This is a genomic window from Shewanella sp. WXL01, from assembly GCF_012263345.1.
GTDB lineage: Bacteria > Pseudomonadota > Gammaproteobacteria > Enterobacterales > Shewanellaceae > Shewanella > Shewanella maritima.
The window spans coordinates 150,401-174,999 of the sequence record NZ_JAAIKQ010000006.1 but is presented as its reverse complement, the minus strand read 5'-3'; the positions used below and the strand labels follow the sequence as shown (position 1 = coordinate 174,999).

General features: G+C 44.2%; 18 protein-coding genes and 3 tRNA genes. 15 read left to right on the top strand and 6 right to left on the bottom strand.

Features of this window, described 5'->3' with window-relative positions:
• Positions 1-14: 14 nt before the first annotated feature.
• Positions 15-1,682, top strand: coding sequence for a glutamine--tRNA ligase (glnS, locus tag G3R49_RS14630; protein ID WP_167870183.1), 1,668 nt, complete (start codon positions 15-17; stop codon positions 1,680-1,682).
• Between the two features lie 107 nt (positions 1,683-1,789).
• Here glnS and G3R49_RS14625 read toward each other — a convergent pair whose 3' ends face one another.
• On the bottom strand, positions 1,790-3,796 hold the full coding sequence (locus tag G3R49_RS14625; protein WP_167870182.1) for a TonB-dependent copper receptor: 2,007 nt from the start codon (positions 3,794-3,796) through the stop codon (positions 1,790-1,792).
• Positions 3,797-4,155: 359 nt separating this feature from the next.
• Positions 4,156-4,752, bottom strand: a complete 597-nt coding sequence (locus G3R49_RS14620) for a Yip1 family protein (RefSeq protein ID WP_130601979.1) — start codon at positions 4,750-4,752, stop codon at positions 4,156-4,158.
• A 417-nt stretch (positions 4,753-5,169) separates the two neighbouring features.
• On the opposite strand from G3R49_RS14620, the gene G3R49_RS14615 reads away from it, so the two are divergent.
• A complete protein-coding gene (locus tag G3R49_RS14615; protein WP_167870181.1) occupies positions 5,170-5,940 on the top strand; it encodes a tRNA-(ms[2]io[6]A)-hydroxylase in 771 nt (256 codons plus the stop codon).
• 3 nt (positions 5,941-5,943) lie between these two features.
• Here the strand turns inward: G3R49_RS14615 and G3R49_RS14610 are convergent, their stop codons facing one another.
• Both G3R49_RS14610 and G3R49_RS14605 read right to left on the bottom strand, forming a co-directional pair.
• A complete protein-coding gene (locus G3R49_RS14610; RefSeq protein ID WP_167870180.1) occupies positions 5,944-6,663 on the bottom strand; it encodes a UDP-2,3-diacylglucosamine diphosphatase in 720 nt (239 codons plus the stop codon).
• A gap of 3 nt (positions 6,664-6,666) precedes the next feature.
• Positions 6,667-7,161, bottom strand: coding sequence for a peptidylprolyl isomerase (locus G3R49_RS14605; RefSeq protein ID WP_167870179.1), 495 nt, complete (start codon positions 7,159-7,161; stop codon positions 6,667-6,669).
• A 149-nt stretch (positions 7,162-7,310) separates the two neighbouring features.
• Between G3R49_RS14605 and cysS the strand changes: the two genes are divergently transcribed.
• The gene (gene cysS / locus G3R49_RS14600; protein ID WP_167870178.1) at positions 7,311-8,690 is read left to right on the top strand and encodes a cysteine--tRNA ligase; all 1,380 of its coding nucleotides are present in this window, start codon (positions 7,311-7,313) and stop codon (positions 8,688-8,690) included.
• 414 nt (positions 8,691-9,104) lie between these two features.
• Here the strand turns inward: cysS and folD are convergent, their stop codons facing one another.
• On the bottom strand, positions 9,105-9,959 hold the full coding sequence (gene folD / locus G3R49_RS14595) for a bifunctional methylenetetrahydrofolate dehydrogenase/methenyltetrahydrofolate cyclohydrolase FolD (RefSeq protein ID WP_167870177.1): 855 nt from the start codon (positions 9,957-9,959) through the stop codon (positions 9,105-9,107).
• A gap of 286 nt (positions 9,960-10,245) precedes the next feature.
• Here folD and G3R49_RS14590 point away from each other — a divergent pair.
• From G3R49_RS14590 to G3R49_RS14550, 9 genes are all read left to right on the top strand, one after another.
• Positions 10,246-10,322: transfer RNA gene (locus tag G3R49_RS14590), tRNA-Pro, on the top strand.
• Between the two features lie 91 nt (positions 10,323-10,413).
• A tRNA-Arg gene (locus G3R49_RS14585) sits at positions 10,414-10,490 on the top strand.
• A gap of 8 nt (positions 10,491-10,498) precedes the next feature.
• Positions 10,499-10,574, top strand: a tRNA-His gene (locus tag G3R49_RS14580).
• A 305-nt stretch (positions 10,575-10,879) separates the two neighbouring features.
• Positions 10,880-12,184 (top strand): trigger factor, encoded by a 1,305-nt coding sequence (gene tig, locus G3R49_RS14575; protein WP_130601991.1) that lies wholly within the window; start codon positions 10,880-10,882, stop codon positions 12,182-12,184.
• Between the two features lie 90 nt (positions 12,185-12,274).
• On the top strand, positions 12,275-12,886 hold the full coding sequence (gene clpP / locus G3R49_RS14570) for an ATP-dependent Clp endopeptidase proteolytic subunit ClpP (protein WP_130601993.1): 612 nt from the start codon (positions 12,275-12,277) through the stop codon (positions 12,884-12,886).
• A 125-nt stretch (positions 12,887-13,011) separates the two neighbouring features.
• Positions 13,012-14,289 (top strand): ATP-dependent protease ATP-binding subunit ClpX, encoded by a 1,278-nt coding sequence (gene clpX, locus G3R49_RS14565; RefSeq protein WP_167870176.1) that lies wholly within the window; start codon positions 13,012-13,014, stop codon positions 14,287-14,289.
• 145 nt (positions 14,290-14,434) lie between these two features.
• Positions 14,435-16,786 carry an endopeptidase La gene (gene lon / locus G3R49_RS14560; RefSeq protein ID WP_167870175.1) on the top strand — a complete coding sequence of 784 codons (2,352 nt, stop codon included), beginning with the start codon at positions 14,435-14,437 and terminating at the stop codon, positions 16,784-16,786.
• Between the two features lie 244 nt (positions 16,787-17,030).
• A complete protein-coding gene (hupB, locus tag G3R49_RS14555; protein ID WP_348633934.1) occupies positions 17,031-17,318 on the top strand; it encodes a nucleoid-associated protein HU-beta in 288 nt (95 codons plus the stop codon).
• Between the two features lie 206 nt (positions 17,319-17,524).
• Positions 17,525-19,396 (top strand): SurA N-terminal domain-containing protein, encoded by a 1,872-nt coding sequence (locus tag G3R49_RS14550; RefSeq protein ID WP_167870174.1) that lies wholly within the window; start codon positions 17,525-17,527, stop codon positions 19,394-19,396.
• A gap of 241 nt (positions 19,397-19,637) precedes the next feature.
• On the opposite strand, the gene G3R49_RS14545 is transcribed toward G3R49_RS14550, so the two are convergent.
• Positions 19,638-20,534 (bottom strand): LysR family transcriptional regulator, encoded by an 897-nt coding sequence (locus G3R49_RS14545; RefSeq protein WP_167870173.1) that lies wholly within the window; start codon positions 20,532-20,534, stop codon positions 19,638-19,640.
• A 214-nt stretch (positions 20,535-20,748) separates the two neighbouring features.
• On the opposite strand from G3R49_RS14545, the gene G3R49_RS14540 reads away from it, so the two are divergent.
• The 3 genes from G3R49_RS14540 to G3R49_RS14530 all read left to right on the top strand — a co-directional run bounded on the left by G3R49_RS14540 (position 20,749) and on the right by G3R49_RS14530 (position 24,581).
• On the top strand, positions 20,749-22,719 hold the full coding sequence (locus tag G3R49_RS14540) for an alkyl sulfatase dimerization domain-containing protein (RefSeq protein ID WP_167870172.1): 1,971 nt from the start codon (positions 20,749-20,751) through the stop codon (positions 22,717-22,719).
• Positions 22,720-22,810: 91 nt separating this feature from the next.
• Positions 22,811-23,422 carry a hypothetical protein gene (locus G3R49_RS14535; RefSeq protein WP_167870171.1) on the top strand — a complete coding sequence of 204 codons (612 nt, stop codon included), beginning with the start codon at positions 22,811-22,813 and terminating at the stop codon, positions 23,420-23,422.
• A 196-nt stretch (positions 23,423-23,618) separates the two neighbouring features.
• A complete protein-coding gene (locus G3R49_RS14530; protein WP_167870170.1) occupies positions 23,619-24,581 on the top strand; it encodes a helix-turn-helix domain-containing protein in 963 nt (320 codons plus the stop codon).
• Positions 24,582-24,599: the final 18 nt, after the last annotated feature.

Here is a 24,599-nt window from a genome sequence, read left to right as displayed (position 1 = left end):
CAAAGAGGAAATCCATGAGCCATATGGACACTGAAGTACGCCCAAGCAACTTCATTCGAAATATCATCGACGAAGACCTAAACAGTGGTAAGCACACTAGCGTGCACACTCGTTTTCCGCCAGAGCCAAACGGTTACTTGCACATAGGTCATGCTAAGTCGATTTGTCTAAACTTTGGCATCGCAAAGGATTATCAGGGCCAGTGTAACTTACGTTTTGATGATACCAACCCAGAGAAAGAAGACATTGATTACGTTAACTCAATTCAAGAAGACGTGAAGTGGCTTGGTTTTAACTGGACGGGTGATATTTGCTATTCATCAAACTATTTTGATCAACTGCACCAATATGCGGTTGAGCTGATTAACAAAGGCTTGGCGTATGTTTGCTTCCTAAATGCAGAGCAAACCCGTGAATACCGTGGCACACTAACCGAGCCTGGCAAGCCAAGCCCATACCGTGACACTAGTGTTGAAGAAAACCTAAGCCTGTTTGAAAAAATGCGCTTAGGTGAATTCAAAGAAGGTGAGTGCGCCCTTAGAGCTAAGATTGATATGGCATCGCCATTTATGTGCATGCGCGATCCGGTGATTTATCGTATTCGCTTTGCACATCACCATCAAACTGGCGACAAGTGGTGCATTTATCCAATGTACGACTTTACTCACTGTATTTCGGATGCGATTGAAAACATCACTCACTCGCTATGTACGCTTGAGTTTCAGGATAACCGCCGCTTATACGACTGGGTGTTAGATCACCTTGATGATTTCCAAGCGCCTAACCGTACCCGTCAGTACGAATTCTCGCGCTTGAATCTCGAATACACACTAATGTCAAAGCGCAAGCTAAACGACCTCGTTGAGCGCGACATCGTTAGCGGTTGGGATGACCCGCGTATGCCGACGATTGCCGGTTTGCGTCGCCGTGGTTACACACCAGCTTCGATTCGTGAGTTCTGCCAGCGCATTGGTATCACAAAACAAGAGAACATGGTTGAAGTGGCCATGCTTGAAGCTTGTATTCGTGAAGACTTAAATGAAAATGCACCGCGCGCTATGGCCGTGCTTAATCCAATTAAACTTGTGATTGAGAACTATCCAAGTGAGCAACCTGAAATTATCAACGCGCCTGCACACCCAAATAAGGAAGAGATGGGCAAGCGTGAGTTAGCATTTGGTAAGGAAATATACATCGATGCGGATGATTTCAGAGAAGAAGCTAACAAGAAATATAAGCGCCTAGTATTAGGCAAAGAGGTTCGCCTACGTAATGCTTATGTGATTAAGGCTGAGCGCTTTGAAACCGACGGTGAAGGTAACGTTACTACGGTTTATTGTAGCTATGACAATGAAACCTTAGGTAAGAACCCTGCTGATGGTCGCAAGGTTAAAGGTGTGATCCACTGGGTTGATGCAAGCACTGCTAAACCTGCTGAGTTCCGCATCTACAATCGTCTATTTAGCCAGGCTAATCCAGCTGAGTTTGATACAGTAGATGAGGCGCTAAACCCTGAGTCATTAGTGGTTAAACAAGGTGTTGTTGAAGCAAGCCTTGTTAATGCACCCGCTGAAAAAGCCTACCAGTTTGAGCGTGAAGGATACTTCTGCGCTGATAACAAAGACTCTAGCGCTGATAGCCTAGTATTTAACATGACGGTTGCGCTGCGCGAGTCATTTTAATCTAGCCTTAACTGTTCTTTGATGCCCAAAAGCCTGCTATTGCTAGCAGGCTTTTTTGTGTCTTAGGTTTGGCTATTTCTTTTATGCACCAAACATAAAACAATAAGTTAGAAGGTGTAGTCTAATTTTACCCAAGCTGTGCGCCCAGGTTCGTTGACTTTAAATAAAGGTTCACTGCCCGGAATGTCGTTACCGGCACCTGAGCGGCTAATATGCTCTGAATAGGTGATGTCAAAGATATTTTCAATACCAAAGCTAATTAACACAGCATCGCCATGTTTCCACGAGCCATTGAGCGCGAGCGTACCAAAACCACTCGACTCAGACAAATCTTGCCCAGAAATATTACCTTGACCAATCGACACGCGATCTTGCGCTGCTACTAAACGCCAGAACAAACCTGCAGTCCAGTTATCGTTTTCATAGTTAATCGAAATACGACCTTCAAGTGGTGAAACCTGACCTAAGGCGACATCTTGAGTGTCGTTATGACCATGACTATAGCTGACTGTGGTTTGCGTGGACCAGTTATCGTTAAACGGGTAGTTCAAGGCTGCCTCGCCACCCCAAATGGTGGCATCTACATTGTAAGCGACAGTTTTGTCAAAGTTAGCATCTATCAAGATGTAGTCTCGTACCTTGCCAAAGTAAACTGAGGCAGAAAACTCGATGTCATTTTGGTAAATCCACCCTAAGTCGATTTGCGAAGTTTTCTCTGCTTTTAAATCAAACGCTTTTTGAGATAAATCTGCGCTAGATGCTTTCATTATCTCCCAATAGTCGGGCATTCGCTGCGAGTGTCCACCGCCGATGTAGTACTGGCTATTGTTGCGGTTGTATTCGTAACGAGCAAAGCCGCTGATTAAGGTGTCATCTCGCTTGCCTTTTTCGGCAACAAATAATTCTGTTTGCCACTGATCCACTCGTAAACCACTCATCAACTTACTTGATGATTTTTCGGTAGCATCAAGCTTAAAATCTGAATCAATAAATACACCTAGGTTGTTGTATTGCAGGTTATCGTTAAAAGGTTTATTGAGTAAGTCATCTAAGCCATGGTCCACAGTTGGGTAAATTGAGCGGCCTTTATGTTTACTAAACATATAGTCAGTGCCCAAGGTTGCATTCCAGTCGTCAGTTATACTCATATCAAGCCATAGATGACCGCCGGCTGTCGCGCGCCGCACATTGACGCCAGAATTTTTGCCCTGGTCAAACTGATCCATTATGTGGTCGTTTTCATTGGCGTAAACTTGAAACTCAATATTAGTGATTAGGTCGCCATCTAATACAAATTGACTAAGTAAGGTGAGATTTTCATTGTTTATTTCGCGGGCTTTGTTAGCTCGGTCGGCATATTCTGCGCTGCCGTCGGATGTACCATAGGCAATCTCTAACAGAGTATCTTCATCTGGGGTCCACCCAAGCGCTAAATTGAAGTTACTGCGATCGTAACTGGATTGAACCTTATTACCGTCCCCATCACTGTAATGATCGCTTTGTGATTTGTTGGCATCAAAGTCGATATAGTGATTCTCATCACCGCCAGATAGTTCAACTAAATAGTCTTGTCTACCGAAGCTACCACCAGTGGCGCTGGCTCTGCCAGTTACGTCACTTTCGGTGAATTGCTGACGCTCCTTTTCAAACAGCACGGTGCCCGCTGATCCAACAGGGCCGTATTTTACGGTTTGTGGCCCTTTGATCACGCTAATATTGTCGTAAGATTCAGGGGAAATATAGGCGGTAGGTGGGTCCATACGTCCGCCGCAGGTGCCATAAACATGCTGACCATCATCTACAATACTAACCCGTGAACCCCCGAGTCCTCGAAGGCTTGGGTCACCACCTGCGCCGCCTTTACGCCCAACGCTAAAGCCCGGAATTGTTTTTAAATAGCCTGAGCCGTCATAAGCGGGTAAGGGCAGGCGGGGTTTCTTGGGATCTGTGTTGACCTTGCTTGGCTCGCGCATGACTTCACCAGTCACCACGATATAGTCATCGCATGCCTGAGTATCACACTGTTTTTGTTCAGCGGCAGTTGCGTAGATTGCAGTTAGGTTTGTTAGTGCGACTGTGACAAATGTCGCAATCAAAGTTTTGTTTAGGTTCATCCTGAGCGTCCTACTTCTTTATTCTGACGCCTTTTTCTCAAACTTCCTTAATACCGCCAAGCTATTAACATCATAGTGCGACAATGTGTCACATGCGCGCGTGATTTTCGTCACGATAAACCATACATATAACAAAGGTCTCGCAGTTAGCATATAAAAAAGCGAGCCTATAGCTCGCTTTTAGTTTGGTTGTTAAATGGCTTGTTCTGTATGAGTGCTTTAAATTAGCTCTTAAAGTTGTTGGGGTTAGTATCACTTAATTATCGAGCTGCTCAGCGTTTCACTGTTCAACGTTCCACTATTCTACGCTTAATAGGTCAACGTTCTATTGTTCAACGGCAAAGGTTTGGCGCTTAAAGTTACTGCATCATAGGACCAAAACCTAAACTCCACAGAATAACGCTAGATGCCATTAGTGCTACAAGTAGCACTAAACCTGCAGTTACTACTGAGCTTGCGTAAATAAAGCCTTTTTCTTCAGGTATGTTCATAATAATCGGTACCCCTGCGTAAAGCAGATACACTGAGTAGGCGAGCCCCGCTAAGCCAACTAGCATGATAAACCAAAGCACTGGGTATAAAGCTGCAAAACCAACCATAAATAATGGTGTAGCCGTATAGGACGCGAGCTCTAATGCTTGGGTGAAAGTTGGGTTGGCATCAAAGGTTTTGCCCATCCAAAATGCGAGATATGCCAATGCCATCACGCCACCGATGAGGCCAAAATACATACCTACTGACATGAACATAGCGCTTTGACTGGTTAAGTAGAGAGGATCGCCCGCACCCGGATTCCAACCTATATGTGCAGTTGCTATGTATGAGCACACAGCAGGGATGAGAGCAATAAGTAACACATGGCTTAAACTGCTGCGCAGTGCTTCATGGTTACGTTCAATTGTTTGCCACTCTTGTTTTGGATGAGTGTATAGCCCCATTAAGTGATTCAAAATCATTATAATTATCCTTGTTTAGCAAAATATGACTAGCTCGCCAAACAACGACGAACTGACTGCAGCATGTCAATCGCCTTAATCAGTCCCACAGGTACTTATTAAAAATGGGTGGTGATTGCAGTTTGTCAGTGACTGGTTGTAAGTCATTTTAAATCTGCGCTCTTAATTGTTGAGCTACCTAACCCCAGTTTAAGTACTTACTCTATAACGCTAGAGTTTATCCACTTAAGGTGATTGTGCACCCTTTTATCATTGCTATTTGGCATTCTTGCCTAGCAAATAACCCCAAAGTTAAAAAGGTGTTAAGTTATTTATTGAACAAATATGTCTGTTCGTCAAGTGTAATCCCTGATTAAACCTACTTAATGATGGTGATAGCAGTTACAATATCCGCAGTATTTTTAATATTCTGTAGTTATGAAAGAACTGTTATCGCCTATTAATCAATTCCTTGGCTGTGAAACTCCAGATAGTTGGATCAGGCTCGCGGCATCTCGAGATAAGTTAAATGATTTGCTAATAGACCATTGCAACTGCGAGTTGAAAGCCGCCCAGACTGCGATATTTTTAACCCGTAAATATGCTGTCGATAAACAGAGTGGCGAGCGCTTGCTTGCATGGTCACAGCCTTATGTTGACTTTGTTTATAACAAGCAGGCAGATATCGCATCATTTATTGCCAATAGTGGTAAAAAGAATGAGCTCGCAGGTCAGCTAACGAGTAATGGTCAACTCGCTATAGCTGATGATCTAATCGATAAAATGGTGCGCTTGGTGAAAGAGGAGTTTCATCACTTTGAGCAGGTGCTGGAAATAATGCACAAACGGGGTATTCTCTACGAGAACCGCCGTGCAGGTCGTTATGCCAAAGGCTTAATGAAACATGTTCGCACTTTTGAGCCTCATGCATTAGTCGATAAACTCATTATCGGTGCGTTTATTGAAGCACGTTCGTGTGAACGTTTTGCTAAGTTAGCACCGTTTTTGGATGACGAGTTAGCGCGCTTTTACACTTCACTGCTGCGTTCAGAAGCCAGACATTACCAGGATTATTTAACGCTTGCTCAAGCTGTCTCGCCTGAGAATATTGATGAGCGGGTGGCGTATTTCAAAGATGTTGAGTCGCAACTGATCCTTAGCCCTGACGAGGCGTTTTGTTTTCACAGTGGCGTGCCTATTGCTGCATAAAAATCAAGCTGGCATTAAAGGGAGGTTTTGCAGCTTCGCGCCAGCTTCATCAACAACAAGTACGCTGCCTTGATCGTACCAATCTCCCACTACAATGCGGCAATTGCCATCGGCTTGAGTATGGATATTAGGGCGATGAGTATGGCCGTGGATCATCTGCACGCTATCAGTGTTAGCAAATAAGGCGTCGACCGCGCTTTGTTCCACATCCATGATTTGATAGCTTTTGCGCTGATTATCTTTAACGCTTTTTCCACGAATATTCGCTGCGATATTAAGACGCTTCTGTTTCGGTAAGCAAGCATATAACCACCTAAACAGACCAATACTACGAAACTTGCGAAATCTCTGGTATGCCTTGTCTAAGGTGCATAGGCTGTCACCGTGAAGTACTACCGTAGGTTTACCGTAAAGGCTGATTTTGTGCACTTCGGGCAAGATTTGCATGTCAGCAAGTTTGCAATATTGTTTGCCGAGCATGAAGTCACGGTTACCGTGAATGAAGTAAACAGGTGTTTTTTTGGCTGCAGCAGCGATATGGCGCGCAATATCGAGTGCAAAGGGCGGGGCGATATCATCTCCAACCCAAACTTCGAACAAGTCTCCTATGATGTATAGCGAATCTACATCATCAAGTCCTGATTGTAGGAAGTGAATAAAGGCGTTGGAGATGTCGTGGCGATCTTCACTTAAATGAAGATCGCCTATAAAAACTGTACTCACAGATTATTCTGCAACAGTGACACTTTCGATAATAACAGCTTCTAATGGTACATCCTGGTGCATACCATAGTTACCCGTGCTAACACCTTTAATCTTCTCAACAATGTCCATACCAGCGCTTACTTTACCAAATACACAGTAGCCCCAACCTTGAGTTGACTCATTCTTGAAGTCAAGGAAGGTGTTGTTGCTAACGTTGATGAAGAATTGTGCTGTCGCAGAATGTGGGTCTGAGGTACGCGCCATTGCGATAGTACCAATTTCGTTAGACAGACCATTGTTTGCTTCGTTTTTGATGGTTGCGTTAGTGGTTTTCTGAGTCATGTCAGATGTGAAACCACCACCTTGGATCATGAAACCATCGATAACACGGTGGAAGATAGTGCCGTCAAAGAAACCGTCGTTAACGTACTTCATGAAGTTTTCAACAGTGATAGGGGCTTTTTCAGCGTTAAGCTCTAACGTAATATCGCCGTGGTTGGTGTGTAGTGTGATCATGGTCATTACCTTGCGTTGATCTAAAATCGTGGCGGGATTTTAACTTATCTAAATTGCTTCATAAAGTGTTGTATTCAAAACACCTAAGGTCATGCTAGACTCAGCGACTGTTTATATACCTTTATTAATAGTTCCAAAGAGAAGTATCAATGTTGAAGATTTACAATAGCGTTACCCGCGAAAAGCAAGAGTTTAAACCTATTAATCCCGGCAAAGTCGGCATGTATGTTTGCGGTGTAACCATTTACGATTTGTGTCACATTGGCCACGGTCGTACCTTTGTATCTTTCGACATGATTGTCCGTTACCTGCGGTACATAGGCTATGACGTTAACTTCCAACGTAACATTACCGATGTTGATGATAAGATCATTAAGCGTGCTGCTGAAAACAACGAATCTTGCGAAGCATTAACTGAACGCCTAATTGGTGAAATGCATGCGGATTTTGATGCTCTAAATATGGTGCGTCCTAGCTTCGAGCCACGCGCAACTTTACATATTGCAGAAATTATCGAGCTGGTTGAGCGACTTATTGAACGTGAGCACGCTTATGTGGCTGATAATGGTGACGTATTGTTCAGCGTTACCTCTTATGCTGACTACGGTAAGCTTTCAGGTCAAAACCTTGAACAACTGCAAGCGGGTGCGCGTGTCGACGTTGAAGAATCAAAACGCAACCCAATGGACTTTGTACTGTGGAAAATGTCTAAACCGGGTGAGCCAACGTGGGAATCACCATGGGGCCCAGGCCGTCCTGGCTGGCACATTGAATGTTCAGCGATGAACAGCAAGCATTTAGGTAATCATTTTGATATTCATGGCGGTGGCTCTGACTTACAGTTCCCACACCATGAGAATGAAATCGCGCAATCTTGCTGTGCCCACGACACCCAGTACGTTAACTACTGGATGCACACCGGCATGGTGATGGTTGACCGTGAAAAGATGTCAAAGTCTTTAGGTAACTTCTTTACCATTCGCGACGTGCTACAGCACTATGATGCTGAGACTGTGCGTTACTTCCTGCTGTCAGGCCATTATCGTAGTCAGCTGAACTACTCTGAAGATAACTTGAAGCAGTCACGCGCGGCACTTGAGCGTATCTATACTGCGCTTAAAGATCTCGACTTAACCGTTGAGGCAGCTGATGCCACTGAATTTGTCGCTAAATTTAAAGACGCGATGAATGATGACTTCAACACGCCTGAAGCGTACTCAGTGCTGTTTGATATGGTGCGTGAGATTAACCGACTTAAAGGTACTGACATGGCCGCTGCTTCGGCGCTTGGTGTTAGCTTAAAAGCGCTTTGTGACGTGCTAGGTATCGCAAGTCAAGATGTCGATGCTTTCTTTAAAGGTGAAGGTAGCGATGATGAAGTAGCGGAGATTGAAGCGTTAATTGTTGAACGTAACCGCGCTCGTGCTGAAAAAGATTGGGCGGCAGCGGATGTAGCACGTGATCGTTTAAATGAGCTAGGTGTTATTTTAGAAGATGGCGCAAACGGTACTACTTGGCGTAAAAAGTAATTAACTTAAACGCGCAAGCAAGCTGATTAACAAACGGCAACCAAAGTGGTTGCCGTTTTTGTTTCAACCCCTAAACCACCAACTTCAGTAGGAGGTTACCATCGAATAGGCTTTGCCTGTAATTTCTAATGTTCGTCAGATCAGGTAACTTTCTTAAATTTGCTCACGTTGCATTGAAATTTAAAGCACGTCGTGAACACTTCCTTGTGGACTCGATGAAAACATCCATGTTTTCAACGGCTTTAAATGTCATTGCAACTACATGCTTTAACTTTGGCTGTTTAGGCTAGGCTTCCTTCTAGAGAGTTAACACAAAGCCTAGTTGGCTAATACTTTATTCTGTTCAAACAAAATGCATAAAAAAGCCTACAACTAGGTAGGCTCCATCATTCTGGAATACGAGTCGCTAGGCGCTTAGTCGTGGTATTCTTCAGCTGCGTACAGCGTATTCTCTAATAAGCTTGCGATTGTCATAGGACCAACGCCGCCGGGTACAGGTGTAATATGGGCTGCACGCTCAGCTGCTGCTTGGTATTCGACATCACCAACTAGGCTGCCATCTTCTAGACGATTGATCCCCACGTCAATGACGATAGCACCTGGTTTTATCCACTCTCCTGGAATAAACCCTGGTTTACCTACTGCAACTACGACCAAGTCAGCTTGACGAACTTTAGACTCTAAGTCTTTGGTGAAGCGGTGACAGGTGGTAGTTGTGCAGCCAGCCAGTAGTAGCTCAAGCGTCATTGGGCGACCAACAATGTTTGATGCGCCAACAATAGTTGCATCTAGACCGTAGGTATCGATACCGGTAGAGCGAATAAGTGTCATGATACCTTTTGGCGTGCATGAGCGAAGGACAGGAATACGCTGGGCAAGGCGGCCAACATTGTATGGGTGGAAGCCGTCTACATCTTTATCTGGGCGAATACGTTCAATGACTTTTGAGTCTTCAATATGCTCAGGCAGTGGCAGTTGCACCAAAATACCGTCGATACTAGGGTCTTCATTACACTTATCAATTAGGGCTAGTAACTCTTCTTCGGTAGTGGTGGTTTCAAGGTCAAATGACTTTGATTCAAAACCGACCTCTTCACATGCGCGGCGTTTGCTACCTACGTAGACTTGAGATGCAGGGTCGCTTCCCACTAAGATTACCGCTAAGCCTGGTACACGTTGACCATTTTGTTTGCGCTCGGCGACTTGTTGTTTAAGATTGCTGCGAATTGATTGGGCGATTGCCTTGCCATCAATAATGTGAGCTGTCATAACAGTAGGAGTTCCTTTACATGCGAGCCTAGAAGAAGGTTTAGGCCGTGAGTGATTTTTTCGGGCGCTATTCTAACAGGCAAGGCGATTAGTGTCATTGCTCAAGCTTAACGCTATATAGAAATATTCTATTCATAAATGGGTGATAATCTGACAGAACCGCTGTTAAAATCGTCATATAACTAATATCATCAAAAAAACCGTTGACGAGGACAAAGTGACTCGCTAATATGCGCCCCGTTCTCAAGCAACACGGTTAATTTAGAATTATTGTTTGAAACACTCTCGGTGATTAGCGCAGCCCGGTAGCGCATCTGCTTTGGGAGCAGAGGGTCAGAGGTTCGAATCCTCTATCACCGACCAAATTTAAATTATTGGCTATCATAAGATAGCGAGTAATAGTGAGCAGGTAAGCTCACATAGCCAGACAGGAACAGCATTGACGCTGTGCCATGCGCCCGTAGCTCAGTTGGATAGAGCATCCGCCTTCTAAGCGGATGGTCGCAGGTTCGAATCCTGCCGGGCGTACCATTTTTGTGGTGACTGTAGCTCAGTTGGTAGAGTCCCGGATTGTGATTCCGGTTGTCGCGGGTTCAATCCCCGTCAGTCACCCCACTCATTCCCCTCAAGATTTTGAGGAAGTTGATTGCGAAAAAAACGCCAATCAATAGAAAAGCGACCTTAGGTCGCTTTTTTTATGCCTGAAATCCCACTATTGATGCTCGACTCTATTAAAAACGGTGGCTATAATGTCGCGTCTTGATAAATAACCATTAGAGTTGCTAGTTCCATTAAGCGTCTTTATTCTTTCTCGCTATGTTGGACACCCTAGTCAAAATCAATGATCAAGAAACGAATAATTAAATAGTTGAACCAATCGACTATTAGAAAGGACGTTAGACATATTTCGAGGTAAAACAATGCAAGTTTCTGTTGAAACAACTCAAGGCCTAGAGCGTCGCCTTACTATTTCTGTTCCTGCGGAACAAATTGAGAAATTAGTAAAAGACAGTTTATCACGTGAAGCTAAGCGTGCTCGTCTTCCGGGTTTCCGTCCTGGTAAAGTACCTGTATCTGTAATCAACAAGCGTTACGGTGCTGCTATCCGTCAAGATGTGACTGGTGAAGTAATGCAACGCAACTTTGTTGAAGCAATCATGGCTGAGAAATTAAACCCAGCAGGTGCGCCAACTTTTGCTCCAGGTAAAGTAGAAGGTGAAAACTTTGAGTTTGTCGCTACTTTCGAAATCTACCCAGAAGTAGAACTAACTGGTCTAGACGCAATTGAAGTTGAGCAACCTCAAGCTGAAGTAAACGATGCTGACGTTGACAACATGATCGAAACGCTACGTAAGCAACACGCGACTTATGAAGTTGCTGAGCGCGAAGCTGCTGAAGGTGACAAAGTTAAAGTTAACTTCGTAGGTAGCGTAGACGGTGAAGAGTTTGAAGGCGGCAAAGCTGAAGACTTCGAACTACAACTAGGTAGCAACCGTATGATCCCTGGTTTCGAAACTGGTATCCAAGGTCACAAAGCTGGTGAAGAGTTCGAAATCGAAGTTAACTTCCCAGAAGACTACCACGCTGAAAACCTAAAAGGTAAAGCTGCTAAGTTCGTTATCACATTAAACGAAGTTCAAGCTGCTAACCTACCAGAAGTTAACGATGAGTTTGCTTCACTATTTGGTATCGCTGAAGGCGGTTTAGACGCGCTTAAAGCTGAAATCCGTAAGAACATGACTCGTGAACTTGAACAAGCGTTAAAAGCTAACGTAAAAGAGCAAGTTATCACAGGTCTTTTAGCTGCTAACGAAATCGAAATCCCTAAAGCACTAATTGACGGTGAAGTGAACGTACTTCGTCAACAAGCAATGCAGCGTTTCGGTGGCCAAACTGAAAACATGCCTGAGTTACCAGCTGACTTATTCACTGAGCAAGCAGAGCGTCGCGTTAAAGTAGGCTTGCTACTTGGCGAAGTTATCAAAGCTAACAAGCTAGAAGCTGAAGATGAGCGTGTACAAACACTAATCACTTCTATGGCTTCAGCTTACGAAGATCCAAGCGAAGTTGTTGAGTACTACAACGGCAATAAAGAACTAATGCAAAACATGCGTAATGTTGCATTAGAAGAGCAAGCTGTTGAAGAGCTACTAAAATCTGCAAAAGTTACAACTAAAGACGTTGAATTTGAAGATTTTATGAACAAGGCGCAAGCTCAGCAGTAAGCATAGCTTGACTTAAATGGCACTTAGCCATTTATAATGGCTCGTATGAGGCTCCTCATGCGGGCCATTTTTATTTTAGGGAATTGAATAATGCATAAAGCGCCAGAATCAGTTTTAAATGCTCTTGTACCTATGGTGGTTGAACAAACAGCTAAAGGTGAGCGTTCTTACGATATCTATTCTCGCCTGTTAAAAGAACGTGTCATTTTCTTAGTTGGTCAAGTGGAAGAGCACATGGCTAATTTAATCGTGGCGCAGCTATTGTTCTTAGAGTCAGAAAGCCCAGATAAAGATATTTACCTATACATCAACTCACCTGGTGGTTCAGTTACTGCTGGTATGGCAATTTATGACACTATGAAGTTCATTAAGCCAAATGTGAGCACGGTATGTATTGGTCAAGCAGCAAGTATGGGTGCATTCCTACTAGCTGGCGGTGAAAAGGGCAAGCGTCATTGTTTACCTAATTCACGAGTGATGATCCATCAGCCACTTGGTGGCTTCCAAGGTCAAGCGTCTGATATTCAAATCCACGCACAAGAAATCCTTGGTATTAAGAATAAATTGAATCAAATGTTAGCTGATCATACAGGGCAGCCGCTTGAAGTTGTTGAACGTGATACTGATCGTGACAACTTTATGAGCGCTGAACAAGCCGTTGAGTACGGTTTGGTTGACTCAGTGTTAACAACGCGTGGCTAAACATTGCTGATCTTTAGGCTACATTAGGTTATTGTGTAGCAATTCAATTTGTAGCCTATGCTTTGTAGTAAGACACAAAAGTCAAAGCATAAGATGTAGCGCAGGCTGCCAACAGAGGTAAAATAATGGGCGATAACAAAAATAACGGTGACAGCGGTAAGCTGCTGTACTGCTCTTTTTGCGGAAAAAGTCAGCACGAAGTAAGAAAACTGATTGCTGGCCCATCGGTATATGTATGTGATGAATGTGTCGAGTTATGTAACGACATTATTCGAGAAGAAATCAAAGAGATTTCGCCAAAACAAGACGACAATAAATTGCCAACGCCTCACGAGCTTCGTGAGCACCTTGATGATTATGTCATTGGTCAAGATAAAGCCAAAAAAGTGCTTTCGGTTGCGGTTTACAACCATTATAAACGGTTACGTAACGGTACCCCTAAAGATGGCATCGAATTAGGTAAGAGTAACATCTTGCTTATTGGCCCTACAGGTAGTGGTAAAACGCTACTTGCTGAGACATTAGCGCGCTCATTAAATGTGCCGTTCACCATGGCTGACGCGACTACGCTAACTGAAGCCGGTTACGTTGGTGAAGACGTTGAGAACATCATCCAAAAACTACTGCAGAAGTGTGATTACGACGTAGAGAAGGCTGAGCGCGGTATCGTTTACATTGATGAAATCGATAAAATTAGCCGTAAGTCTGACAACCCATCGATTACTCGTGATGTTTCAGGTGAGGGCGTGCAGCAAGCTCTACTTAAATTAATTGAGGGCACTGTAGCATCTGTGCCGCCTCAAGGTGGTCGTAAGCATCCTCAGCAAGAGTTCTTGCAAGTCGATACTTCGAAAATCCTATTCATCTGTGGCGGTGCATTTGCTGGCCTAGAGAAGGTGATTGAGCAGCGTGCTCATGTTGGTACTGGTATCGGTTTTGGCGCTGAAGTCAAAGGTGAAGATGACAAAGAAACGATTTCACAAACGCTAGGTAAAGTTGAACCAGGTGATTTAGTTAAGTTTGGTCTTATTCCTGAATTTATCGGCCGCCTACCTGTAGTTGCTACACTTACTGAGTTAGATGAAGCTGCACTGGTGCAAATTCTGTCTCAGCCTAAAAACGCACTAACTAAGCAGTATGCTGCTTTGTTTGAGATGGAAGAGGTTGAGTTAGAGTTCCGCGAAGATGCGCTTAAAGCGATTGCTAATAAGGCGATGGTACGTAAAACAGGTGCCCGTGGTTTGCGCTCAATTGTAGAAAGCATTTTGCTTGATACCATGTACGACCTACCGTCAGTTGAAGGTGTTGTTAAAGCGGTTGTTGATGAGTCAGTTGTTAAAGGTGAGTCAGATCCAATCTTGATTTACGAAAACAACGATCAACAAGCGGCATCAGGCGATTAATTAATCATCTGTTAGCACTGCAAAAATTAAATAAGGAGTCCAATGGGCTCCTTTTTTCGTATTGACCATTGAAACTTTCAACACTGCCCCAATATACTCAGGTACAAGCCTTTTTATATGTCTTTTCATCAAACGGAATCGAGCCATGACACAAGAGCGTGAAGCGCAGATCGAACTCCCCGTATTACCACTGAGAGACGTAGTGGTCTATCCCCATATGGTAATTCCACTTTTCGTCGGAAGGGAAAAATCAATCCGTTGTTTAGAATCAGCAATGGAGCAAGACAAACAAATTCTTCTCGTCGCCCAGCGCGATGCAGATCTTGACGAGCCGACTAAAGACGACATTTTCGAAATCGGCACCGTTGCCTCAATCTTACAATTGCTCAAACTGCCTGATGGCACTGTAAAGGTGTTAGTCGAAGGTGGTCAGCGCGCTAAGATCGGCCAGTATACCCAAGATGAAGACTTCTTCGTCGCTAAGGCCGAATACTTAACTTCAACGCCACTTACTGACAAGGAAGAAGAAGTCCTTGTTCGCAGCGCAATTGGGCAGTTTGAAGGTTACATCAAGTTAAACAAGAAGATCCCACCTGAAGTGCTAACTTCGCTAACGGGTATCGAAGAAGCTGCGCGCCTAGCCGACACTATGGCCGCGCACATGCCGCTAAAGCTTGAAGACAAACAGTCTGTGCTTGAGATGGTCAACGTTGGCGAGCGCCTTGAGTATTTGATGGCGATGATGGAAGCGGAAATCGACTTACTGCAAGTTGAAAAACGCATTCGTAGCCGCGTTAAAAAGCAAATGGAAAAGAGCCAGCGCGAGTACTATTTGAATGAGCAAATGAAGGCTATTCAAAAAGAGCTTGGCGACATTGACGAAAGCCATGATGAATTTGAAGTACTGGCCAAAAAGATTGAAGACGCAGGCATGCCGGCAGATGCCAAAGAAAAAGCCAGTGCTGAACTAAATAAACTAAAAATGATGTCACCGATGTCGGCAGAAGCTACCGTTGTGCGTAGTTATGTAGACTGGATGACTTCAGTACCTTGGAAGCAGCGCTCTAAAATCAAGCGTGATTTATCGAAAGCGCAAGATGTGCTTGATACTGACCACCATGGGTTAGAGAGAGTTAAAGAGCGCATTCTTGAATACCTAGCGGTACAAAGCCGAGTTAAGCAGCTCAAAGGGCCAATTCTTTGTTTAGTGGGACCACCAGGTGTGGGTAAAACCTCGCTGGGTCAGTCTATTGCAAAAGCAACTGGCCGTAAGTATGTGCGCGTAGCTTTAGGTGGCGTGCGTGATGAAGCGGAAATCCGTGGTCATCGCCGTACTTATATTGGCTCTATGCCAGGCAAGGTTATCCAAAAAATGTCGAAAGTGGGCGTTAAAAACCCATTATTCCTATTGGATGAAATCGACAAAATGAGCTCAGATATGCGCGGCGACCCATCGTCGGCATTACTTGAGGTGTTAGATCCTGAGCAAAATTCAGCGTTTAACGATCATTATCTCGAAGTTGATTATGACTTGTCAGATGTGATGTTCGTCGCTACGTCTAACTCAATGGATATTCCAGGGCCACTGCTAGACCGTATGGAGGTCATTCGTCTATCGGGTTATACCGAAGATGAGAAACTTAATATTGCTAAGCAACACTTATTGCCTAAGCAGGTTGAGCGCAATGGTCTAAAAGCCAAAGAAATTAGTGTGGATGACGGTGCTATCTTAGGCATTATCCGCTACTACACTCGCGAAGCGGGCGTACGTTCATTAGAGCGTGAGTTGTCTAAGATTTGCCGTAAAGTGGTTAAACAGATTCTGCTTGATAAATCGGTTAAGTCTGTTGAAGTCAACGCCGACAACCTTAAGTCATTCCTTGGCGTGCAGCGCCATGATTTTGGTAAAGCAGACTCAAATAACCAGATTGGTCAGGTTACTGGCCTTGCCTGGACACAAGTCGGTGGCGACTTACTAACGATTGAAGCTACATCAGTTGCCGGTAAAGGCAAGCTTGCTTATACAGGTTCGCTTGGTGATGTTATGCAAGAGTCGATTCAAGCAGCGATGACAGTGGTTCGCGCCCGCGCAGATCAACTTGGTATTAACAGCGACTTCTATGAAAAGCGTGATATTCACGTGCATGTACCAGAAGGCGCAACACCAAAAGATGGTCCATCAGCAGGCGCGGCTATGTGCACTGCGTTAGTGTCTAGCTTAACGGGTAATCCAGTGCGTAGTGACGTTGCCATGACAGGTGAAATCACTCTGCGCGGTGAAGTACTACCAATTGGCGGCTTAAAAGAGAAACTGTTAGCAGCGCATCGCGGCGGCATTAAACATGTGCTTATTCCTAAAGAGAACGAGCGAGACCTGGAAGAAATTCCAGCAAGTGTGATTGCCGACTTGCAAATCCATGCGGTACGCTGGGTTGATGAAGTGCTCAAATTAGCCTTAGAAAGACCTGTAGAAGGTTTTGAAGTGGTTAAAAAGTAGCTAAATAGTGAAAAAAAGTGCTCTATATCCGAAAAAAACTGCAAAAAAGGGCTTAACAAACCGCAATCCTGTGGTAGCCTAGGTTTTGTGGAGAGTCAGTCACACCAAGCCCTTTGGCGTGATTGACTTCGAGCTGTATCCAATTTTATTTGGTTTCATATTTGGCTAGGACAGATACCTAGCTTTTTTAAAAAGCCTCCGCCGACCGCTCTAAACACGGAAATGGTTACGGCGCTACAATAACATTCAAGGGGAAGACATGAACAAATCTGAACTAATCGAGAAAATCGCTACTGGTGCTGACATTTCTAAAGCTGCAGCTGGCCGTGCATTAGATTCTTTTATCGCTGCTGTGACTGAAGGTCTTAAAGAAGGCGAAAAAATTTCTCTAGTTGGTTTCGGTACTTTTGAAGTTCGTCAACGTGCAGAGCGCACTGGACGTAACCCACAAACTGGTAAAGAAATTAAGATTGCTGCTGCGAACATTCCTGCGTTCAAAGCTGGTAAAGCGCTAAAAGACGCTGTTAACTAAGAATTAGTTAGCGTTGCCTTTGTAAGGCACTCGTAAGATAAGCACTGCAATAGCAGTGCTTTTTACGGCAAGCAATACCATTTGAGGTATTGGGAGTGACAGTAAAGCCAAAGCTTTTTGAAACTCTAAAGTAATTACAAAAAAAGGCGCATCCAAACTGTGATGCGTCTTTTTATTTTTATCCATCGCAACTAGCGAGAATTCTGATGTTAGAAAAAATTCGTGAAGGCTCACAAGGTATTATCGCTAAGTCGATCTTAGTCCTTGTTATCCTTTCATTTGCATTTGCTGGTGTGAGTAGCTATTTAGGCTCAAACACGGGTACTCCAGCGGCTATCGTCAATGGTGACGAAATTACCAATGAACAATTAGAGCAATCTCTGCAAAATGAAGTAGGTCGCTTACAACAACAATTTGGTGAAATGTTTGATGCCCTAAGTGCTGATGAAAGTTACATGGCCGGGATCAGAAAAGACGTTCTAGAACGTTTAGTTGCCGAGAAATTAGTTGACCAAGCCGCTGCCGAGCTTGGTTTACGCGTATCTGATGAACAGATTAAACAAGCGATTGTTAACGAGCCTGCATTCCACACCGATGGTCAGTTCGATAACGAGCGCTATTTAGCAGTACTGCGTCAACTTGGTTACCAAACTGCTGCATTTAGAAACATGATGCGCGTTGACATGACACGTCGTCAGCTAGTGATGGCATTAGTGGGTAGTGAGTTTGTTCTACCAGGTGAAGCTAACGAGCTTGCTGAGCTTCAAGGTCAAACTCGTGATATTCGCTACCTAACGGTTGATGCTACGCCGTTTGTTGCCGAGGCGAATGTATCTGATGAAGAAGCCAATGAATACTATGAAGCAAACCTAGTTCGCTTTAGCAGCCCAGAAATGGTGAGCCTTGAGTACGTTGAGTTAAACGCTGCAGATATGGCTAACACTGAAGCGGTTAGCGATGAAGAAGCACGTACTTTCTATGATGAGAACCAGCAGCAATATCGCACTGCTGAGAAGCGTCTAGCTGCGCATATTCTTATCAACGACTCTGGTGATGAAGATGCAGATAGAGCACGCGGTGAAGCTGCATTAGCTAAACTTGCTGCTGGCGAGAGCTTTGAAGCTGTAGCTAAGTCAGACTCTGATGATCAGTTCAGCGCTGAGCAAGGTGGCGAGCTAGATTGGTTCGAGCCTGGTGTAATGGAAGGTGAGTTCGATACTGCACTGTTTGCCCTTGAAAAAGGCGCAACTTCAGATCTTGTTAAAACCAGCTTTGGTTACCACATCGTTAAGTTTGTTGATGTACAAGAAGGCGGTGTACAAAGCTTTGAAGATGCGAAAGCTGAGATTTTAGCTGAGCTGCAAGAAAAGAAAGCACTAGATGTGTTCTTTGGTCTGCAGTCACAACTTGCTGACACTAGCTATGAAATTCCTGATACGTTAGCTGAAACGTCAGAAGCGGTGAATGTACCTGTTAAGACTACCGAGCTATTTAGCCGTAACAATGTACCTGCACCGTTTAACACTGCAGATTTCATCCGCGCAGCGTTTTCAGAGCAAGTGATCAGTGATGGCATGAACAGTGACGTTGTTGAGCTAGGTCCAAACCATGTAGTCGTTGTACGCTTAAAAGAGCACAAAGCTGCAGGCACTATGGATTTCGCCGAAGTGAAAGATGGTATTGTTGCACGTCTTAAGCAAGACAAAGCCAACCAGGTTGCTAAAGTTAAAGCGACTGAGTTTATGGTTGCCCTTAAAGATGGTGGCAGCGTTGACGTTGAGCTTACGACAGTGACTGCATTACCTCGTTTCACTCAAGAAACTGACCCAGCGATTGTAGATAAAGCATTTAAGATGCCTAAACCTGCTGACGGCGGCGTATCAATTGATACTGCAGAGCTAGCACAAGGTTATGCGGTAGTGTTGGTTGATGCAGTTAATGCAGCTACTGGCATCACTGACGAGCTTGTTGCTGGCCTTAAGCAACGTTTAGAGTCACAGTATAGCCAAGCCGATTACTTATCTGTGATTGGTGCTCTGAAAGCTAAGGCGACAGTCGAATACCCAGTTGCCGAGTAGTTGCTAAAGTAACTAAGCACTAGTTAAGAAATAGCTAAAACTGAATAGCTCAAGCCAAGGGGTTGTTTAAGCCCTTAGAACAAAGAGATTCAGTTAAAAATAAACCCTCATTGCTCCTTATACTTGAGCATTGAGGGTTTTTTATTGGAGTCAATTTGTTATTTGACTGAAGCAAAACGTTAACTAGAGCTTTTTAATTATGAACAACACAGAGTGATAGAAATTCCTCTTAAAGATCTAGTTAAGTAAAACTCTGGGTTGCCTCAATGAGCTGTGAACGCAGCCACTTTTGCGCAGGGTCATGGTGATGCTTTTTAAGCCAGATCAAATAGTTGGTGATGGGCTTGCACGAAAATGGCGGCGGTAATAGTTGCAAGTTTAGTTGCGACTGGAACTGCCTTGCTAAAAACTCTGGTATTGCGGTGATCAACTCAGTTTGGCTGCACAGTAACATATTACTGAATAGCGAGCGCCCATGATAAGCCACCTTACGTTGGCTTAAGTCGATATTGGTAAAGTGATGTAGGCTGCGTAAATGCTGGCGGGTGCGCTCCAGTACAGCATGAGACTCACTATTAAATTGTTGGTGACTAATGCTTTGTTGCACACGCGGGTGGTCTTGGCTGCAAACAATCACAAAATCACTATCAAATAACCGACAGCTTTCTACTGCAGAACTACTGGGTGGCATGATATCAATCATGGCATCAAAACGCTGAGAGTTCAGGCCATCTAATAGTGCTTCATCTGTATCTGGCTGGTCAAAAATCTCAATATTGTGGGGTTTTAGCTCACTAAATTTATTGAGTAGCAACCAGTGCATATGCTCTGGCGCGGTAATGACAAACTTATGCTGCCCCTGGTTTGGGTCAAACTCACTCATGTTATGCAGAGTATCGTCTAATTGTGCCAGTGGCAGTTTAATTTGCTCATAAAGGCTTTGGGCAAATCGCGTTGGTGCAATGCCGCGACCTTGACGGATGAACAACTCTTGTCCAAGGTCCTGTTTAAGTTTTGCAATACTTGTACTGATTGTTGATTGATTAGTGTTGAGCTGCTCTGCAGCGCGGCTGAAGCTGCCACTAGACATCACCGCGCTAAATACGCCAAGTTGGTTGAGTGTCGGTTTTTGTGTCATCTCTTGTCCCACCTTTCATCTACGCTGGCTTTGCCTTCCGTGCACCACATAATTCGCAAGGGCTAGTCACTACAAGCCAAGCGACTAAGTCATTCTGCGCTGCAAAGTGTTATCGTAAATTCGATACTTAATTATCGTAAAGCCTAGTTTTTTACGATGTTAATGGCGATTAATCTATTAATCAACAAATGATGTCACCCGTTGGGAGCAAATTATGATTAGTCAATTTAAACCATTAAGCCTAGGTCTTGCGGTATCAGTAGCCTTATTTACTTCAGGTTATGCACTTGCAACACCTACTACTCAGGCGCAATCTACTGTTGGGCAAGAGCTGCAAACCAGCGCGGCGGCTCAATATCAAAATATTCAGCTTGAGCAACGTTACACGTCTTCAACCTTGTTTGAGCACGAATCAAACCTATTTTGGGGTGAAGGTAAGCGCATTAAGGTTTTATCAACGACTGGTGAAACCTTAGCTTACACCCAGGAATCAGACCATGTGCATCCGGCTTTGACTAAACACGGTCGCAAGATGGCGCAAGCCATCATCAAAGTTGACCATAATGTTTACCTTGGCTACGGCTTTGGTCTCGATACACCAGTAATGATTGAAGGCGATGATGGCATCATCATCGTTGATCCGGGTGAGTCTGTACAAATGGCTGAAGTGGTTAAGCAGCAATTCAGACAGATCACCAACAAACCAGTAAAAGCGATTATTTATTCGCACAACCATATCGACCATATTTCAGGTGTTCGTGCTTGGGCGACAGATGAGCAAGTCGCATCAGGTGAAATCAAAATCATTGCACAAGAAGGCTTAACAGCGGCAGTGGCTAACTGGTCATCAAACCTTGGTACTTTGTTTGGTCATCGCACGTCTTACACTGGTGCTAAGCATGTAGAAGAGGGTGAACACGGCACGGTCAATGACGGCTTAGGTCCGCGCTTTATGCAAGGCGATATCTCGTTCATTGAGCCAAACGTGACTCTGAAAGACCGTCTCGACATTACGATTGCCGGTGTGCCAATGCAGATTGTTAACGTACCGTCTGAAACTAAAGATGAAGTCGTCGTTTATCTGCCAGAGCAAAAAATTCTTCATGCAGCAGAAGTATTGCAAGGTGAGAATTTCCCTAACTTGCACACCATTCGAGGCACCAAATTCCGCGACCCATCGATGTGGTTTAAAGGTATTGATGTGATGCGTCAGTTCGACACTGAAGTGATGATTAACTCTCATGGTCGTCCGGTTGAAGGTAAAGCGGCAGTAGATAATGTACTCACGGCATACCGTGATGCGATTCAATTTACTCATGACCAAACAATCCGCTACATGAATAAAGGGATGACACCTGATGAGTTAGTTGAAGTAGTGAAATTGCCTAAGCATCTAGCTAGTCACCCTTGGTTAGGTGAGCACTATGGTACAGTCGCACACGCTGTTAGACAGATCTATGTAGGTTACAACGGATTCTTCGAAGGCGACCCTTGGCAACTAGAGCCGATGGCGTATGAGCAGCGAGCAAAAGCTTTTGTTGAAATCATGGGCGGTCGTGACAACATTCTTAAAACCGCAAAAGCTGCAATTGAAGCTGATAATTTCACTTTTGCTGCAGAAATCTTGTCTTACCCAATTACGGTAAACAAACAAGACATGCAGGCTCGCGAGTTAAAAGCTGACGCATATAAAGCTTGGGCTGCTGCGCAGGTGAATATTAACTGGCGTAACTGGGCGCTTAATGCTGCAGCTGAGCTAGAAGGTACACGTGATTTCTCTAACATGATTAGCTTTGCATCAGTCGATGTATTAACTGCGCTGCCTAGCAAGCAGATTTTCGACATGATGACATCAACGTTAGTGGCAGAGAAAACCCTTGATGTAAATATGGCGATGAGCTATCAGTTTAGCGACACCAAAGAGGCGTTTACGCTGGAAATTCGTAACGGCATTGTGCAGTTACACGAGCAGGCGTTAGACTGCGCTGACGTTAAGATTGAAACAAGTCGAGCTGTACTTAATCAAATCTTGATGGCCGGTCCGAATGCGCAGAAGGTGATTGCTGAGAAAATGGTTGCTGACGAGTTTGGCTTTGCGCAAGGTGAAATGAAAGACTTCGGTCGATTCATGAGCTACTTTGACACGCCAATGACGCCAGAGCAATTAATGCTAATCGTGCGCTAATACAGGTCGATGAGTAATACTTCAAAGGGGCATTTTGCCCCTTTGATAGTTTCTCTAAATTACAGAATTGCTGTTTGAAGAGGTCAGGCTAATGAGAAAATATCTTAAAACAATAACCACTTCAGCATTGAGCGCAGGCATCATGCTATTTGCGTCAGCTAGTGTGAGCTTAAGTGCTATTGCTTGCGGCGTGCATCAGCAAACTGGTTTTTCATTAAGTAGTGAACCAGGCTCGCTTACTGTGCTTGCTAATATCGTTAAAGCTCGAAAAAATGGAACGCTAGTTGAAACAGGAATGCCAGTCGAAACCGAGATGCTCAACAAAGGTAAGCTTGATGCCAATGCATTAAATCTTGCTGATAGTGGAATAAGCGTGCGCTTATTTGAGCCAATTCAAGGCCGTTATCTAGATGTTAGTATCCGCAGTGGTGAGCTTACTTATCGCTTGAGTCAGCACCAGCATCAGTTAAGCAGTGACGATGCTGTGGCAAAGGCAAGTCAATTGTCATCACGTTGGTCGAGTCGCGCTCAGTTGCAGTCACAGGCTAAAGTCACCGTGATCACTGAGTTAAGCGTATTGCAAGCAATTGCTTCGCGCCAGCTTAGTTGGCAGCAAGTTGATGAGCTAGGTTTGATGACCATCAATGGTGAGCAAGATGCTCAGGAGAAGTATCAGGCTTTATTGGCAAAATCATCGATTTAACCATTAGGGTGGTTCACATTCCTCATTTGCTATTGGCACTTTGACAATAATACTCCGTCACCAGCACTTTGTTATTCACTGTCTACTGCTTGCTTTGCGCCACTCCTGTTCGAACGATAACTACGCATCTAACAGTGCCAATTACACTAAGTTTAATGTTAGATTAGCTGCATGAAATCAGTTTCAAGGATATGCAGTGGCCTCACTCGAAACCCAATTTGAACCCGCTTTAGCCTATATTGACGATAACCTAGATAAGCCAGTTGATATTAGGTTACTCTCGCGCCTAGCTAACATTCCTAAGTGCCATTTTAATATCTTGTTTTACGCTTTATTTCACACCCAGGTTGAAGATTATATTGCGCTGTTAAGGCTATTGGATGTAGCGCAGAAACTCGCCTTCGAGCCAAGTTTAACCAATGCTCAAATTGCTAGTGAGGCAGGTTATCAAGATGAAAAGTGTTTTGAACAAGCCTTTGTTAAAGCGATAGGTCAAAGCGTTAGCGATTTTCGAGCAAAGCCTGATTGGGCAAGTTTTTTTGCGCGTCAACAACCCTTAGAAACGCTTAAAAATGGTCATCAAGCATATGACTACAGTGCTGAGATAAATGTGGTTGAGATAGAAGCACTTGCAGTGGTTGCTATTCGCCATCAAGGCCCGTCAGAGTTTGTTGCTCAAACCGTTAATGCCATGGTTGCCTGGCGTAAACAACATCAGGTTTTGCTGCCACTGAGTCGTACATTCAATTTTTGCTATCAAATGCCGTTAGTTCATAGCGACGCTTATCAAGTGGATATTGCCGCGAGTGTCACTGCCGAACAAAGTGAATGTTTACGGCGCGAACCGCAGTTTTCATCAATGGCAGATTATGACTTAGCCTCGCTAGTTGAGCACAATATTGATATCACTGCGCCGTTTTTCAAAAGCAGTATTCCAGCAACAAGAGCTTTAGCAATTGATCATGTTTGGGATGACTCTCAGCCGCAATTGTTGCACGCCAAGATTGCTTGTTTGTATAAAGAGGTGTCTAAGCACGGCCAACTGGCAAACTTGCCCTTATTAATTGAGAGGCAGCGAATTGAGAAACAGCTTGCTCCGGCAGAGCCGAGTCAGTCTGTTGCTCAGCAGCTAGTTCGCATTATGTTGCCAATTGTCTAGGGCGCTTTTTTCTAGGGA

Excerpts from the sequence above, each read along its gene's own strand:
- glnS (WP_167870183.1), top strand. The coding sequence starts at position 15 with ATGAGCCATATGGACACTGAAGTACGCCCAAGCAACTTCATTCGAAAT.
- G3R49_RS14545 (WP_167870173.1), bottom strand. The coding sequence starts at position 20,534 with ATGACACAAAAACCGACACTCAACCAACTTGGCGTATTTAGCGCGGTG.
- G3R49_RS14605 (WP_167870179.1), bottom strand. The coding sequence starts at position 7,161 with ATGATCACACTACACACCAACCACGGCGATATTACGTTAGAGCTTAAC.
- G3R49_RS14615 (WP_167870181.1), top strand. The coding sequence starts at position 5,170 with ATGAAAGAACTGTTATCGCCTATTAATCAATTCCTTGGCTGTGAAACT.
- cysS (WP_167870178.1), top strand. The coding sequence starts at position 7,311 with ATGTTGAAGATTTACAATAGCGTTACCCGCGAAAAGCAAGAGTTTAAA.
- lon (WP_167870175.1), top strand. The coding sequence starts at position 14,435 with ATGACACAAGAGCGTGAAGCGCAGATCGAACTCCCCGTATTACCACTG.
- G3R49_RS14620 (WP_130601979.1), bottom strand. The coding sequence starts at position 4,752 with ATGATTTTGAATCACTTAATGGGGCTATACACTCATCCAAAACAAGAG.
- G3R49_RS14540 (WP_167870172.1), top strand. The coding sequence starts at position 20,749 with ATGATTAGTCAATTTAAACCATTAAGCCTAGGTCTTGCGGTATCAGTA.
- G3R49_RS14535 (WP_167870171.1), top strand. The coding sequence starts at position 22,811 with ATGAGAAAATATCTTAAAACAATAACCACTTCAGCATTGAGCGCAGGC.
- tig (WP_130601991.1), top strand. The coding sequence starts at position 10,880 with ATGCAAGTTTCTGTTGAAACAACTCAAGGCCTAGAGCGTCGCCTTACT.
- folD (WP_167870177.1), bottom strand. The coding sequence starts at position 9,959 with ATGACAGCTCACATTATTGATGGCAAGGCAATCGCCCAATCAATTCGC.
- G3R49_RS14625 (WP_167870182.1), bottom strand. The coding sequence starts at position 3,796 with ATGAACCTAAACAAAACTTTGATTGCGACATTTGTCACAGTCGCACTA.
- G3R49_RS14550 (WP_167870174.1), top strand. The coding sequence starts at position 17,525 with ATGTTAGAAAAAATTCGTGAAGGCTCACAAGGTATTATCGCTAAGTCG.
- clpP (WP_130601993.1), top strand. The coding sequence starts at position 12,275 with ATGCATAAAGCGCCAGAATCAGTTTTAAATGCTCTTGTACCTATGGTG.
- clpX (WP_167870176.1), top strand. The coding sequence starts at position 13,012 with ATGGGCGATAACAAAAATAACGGTGACAGCGGTAAGCTGCTGTACTGC.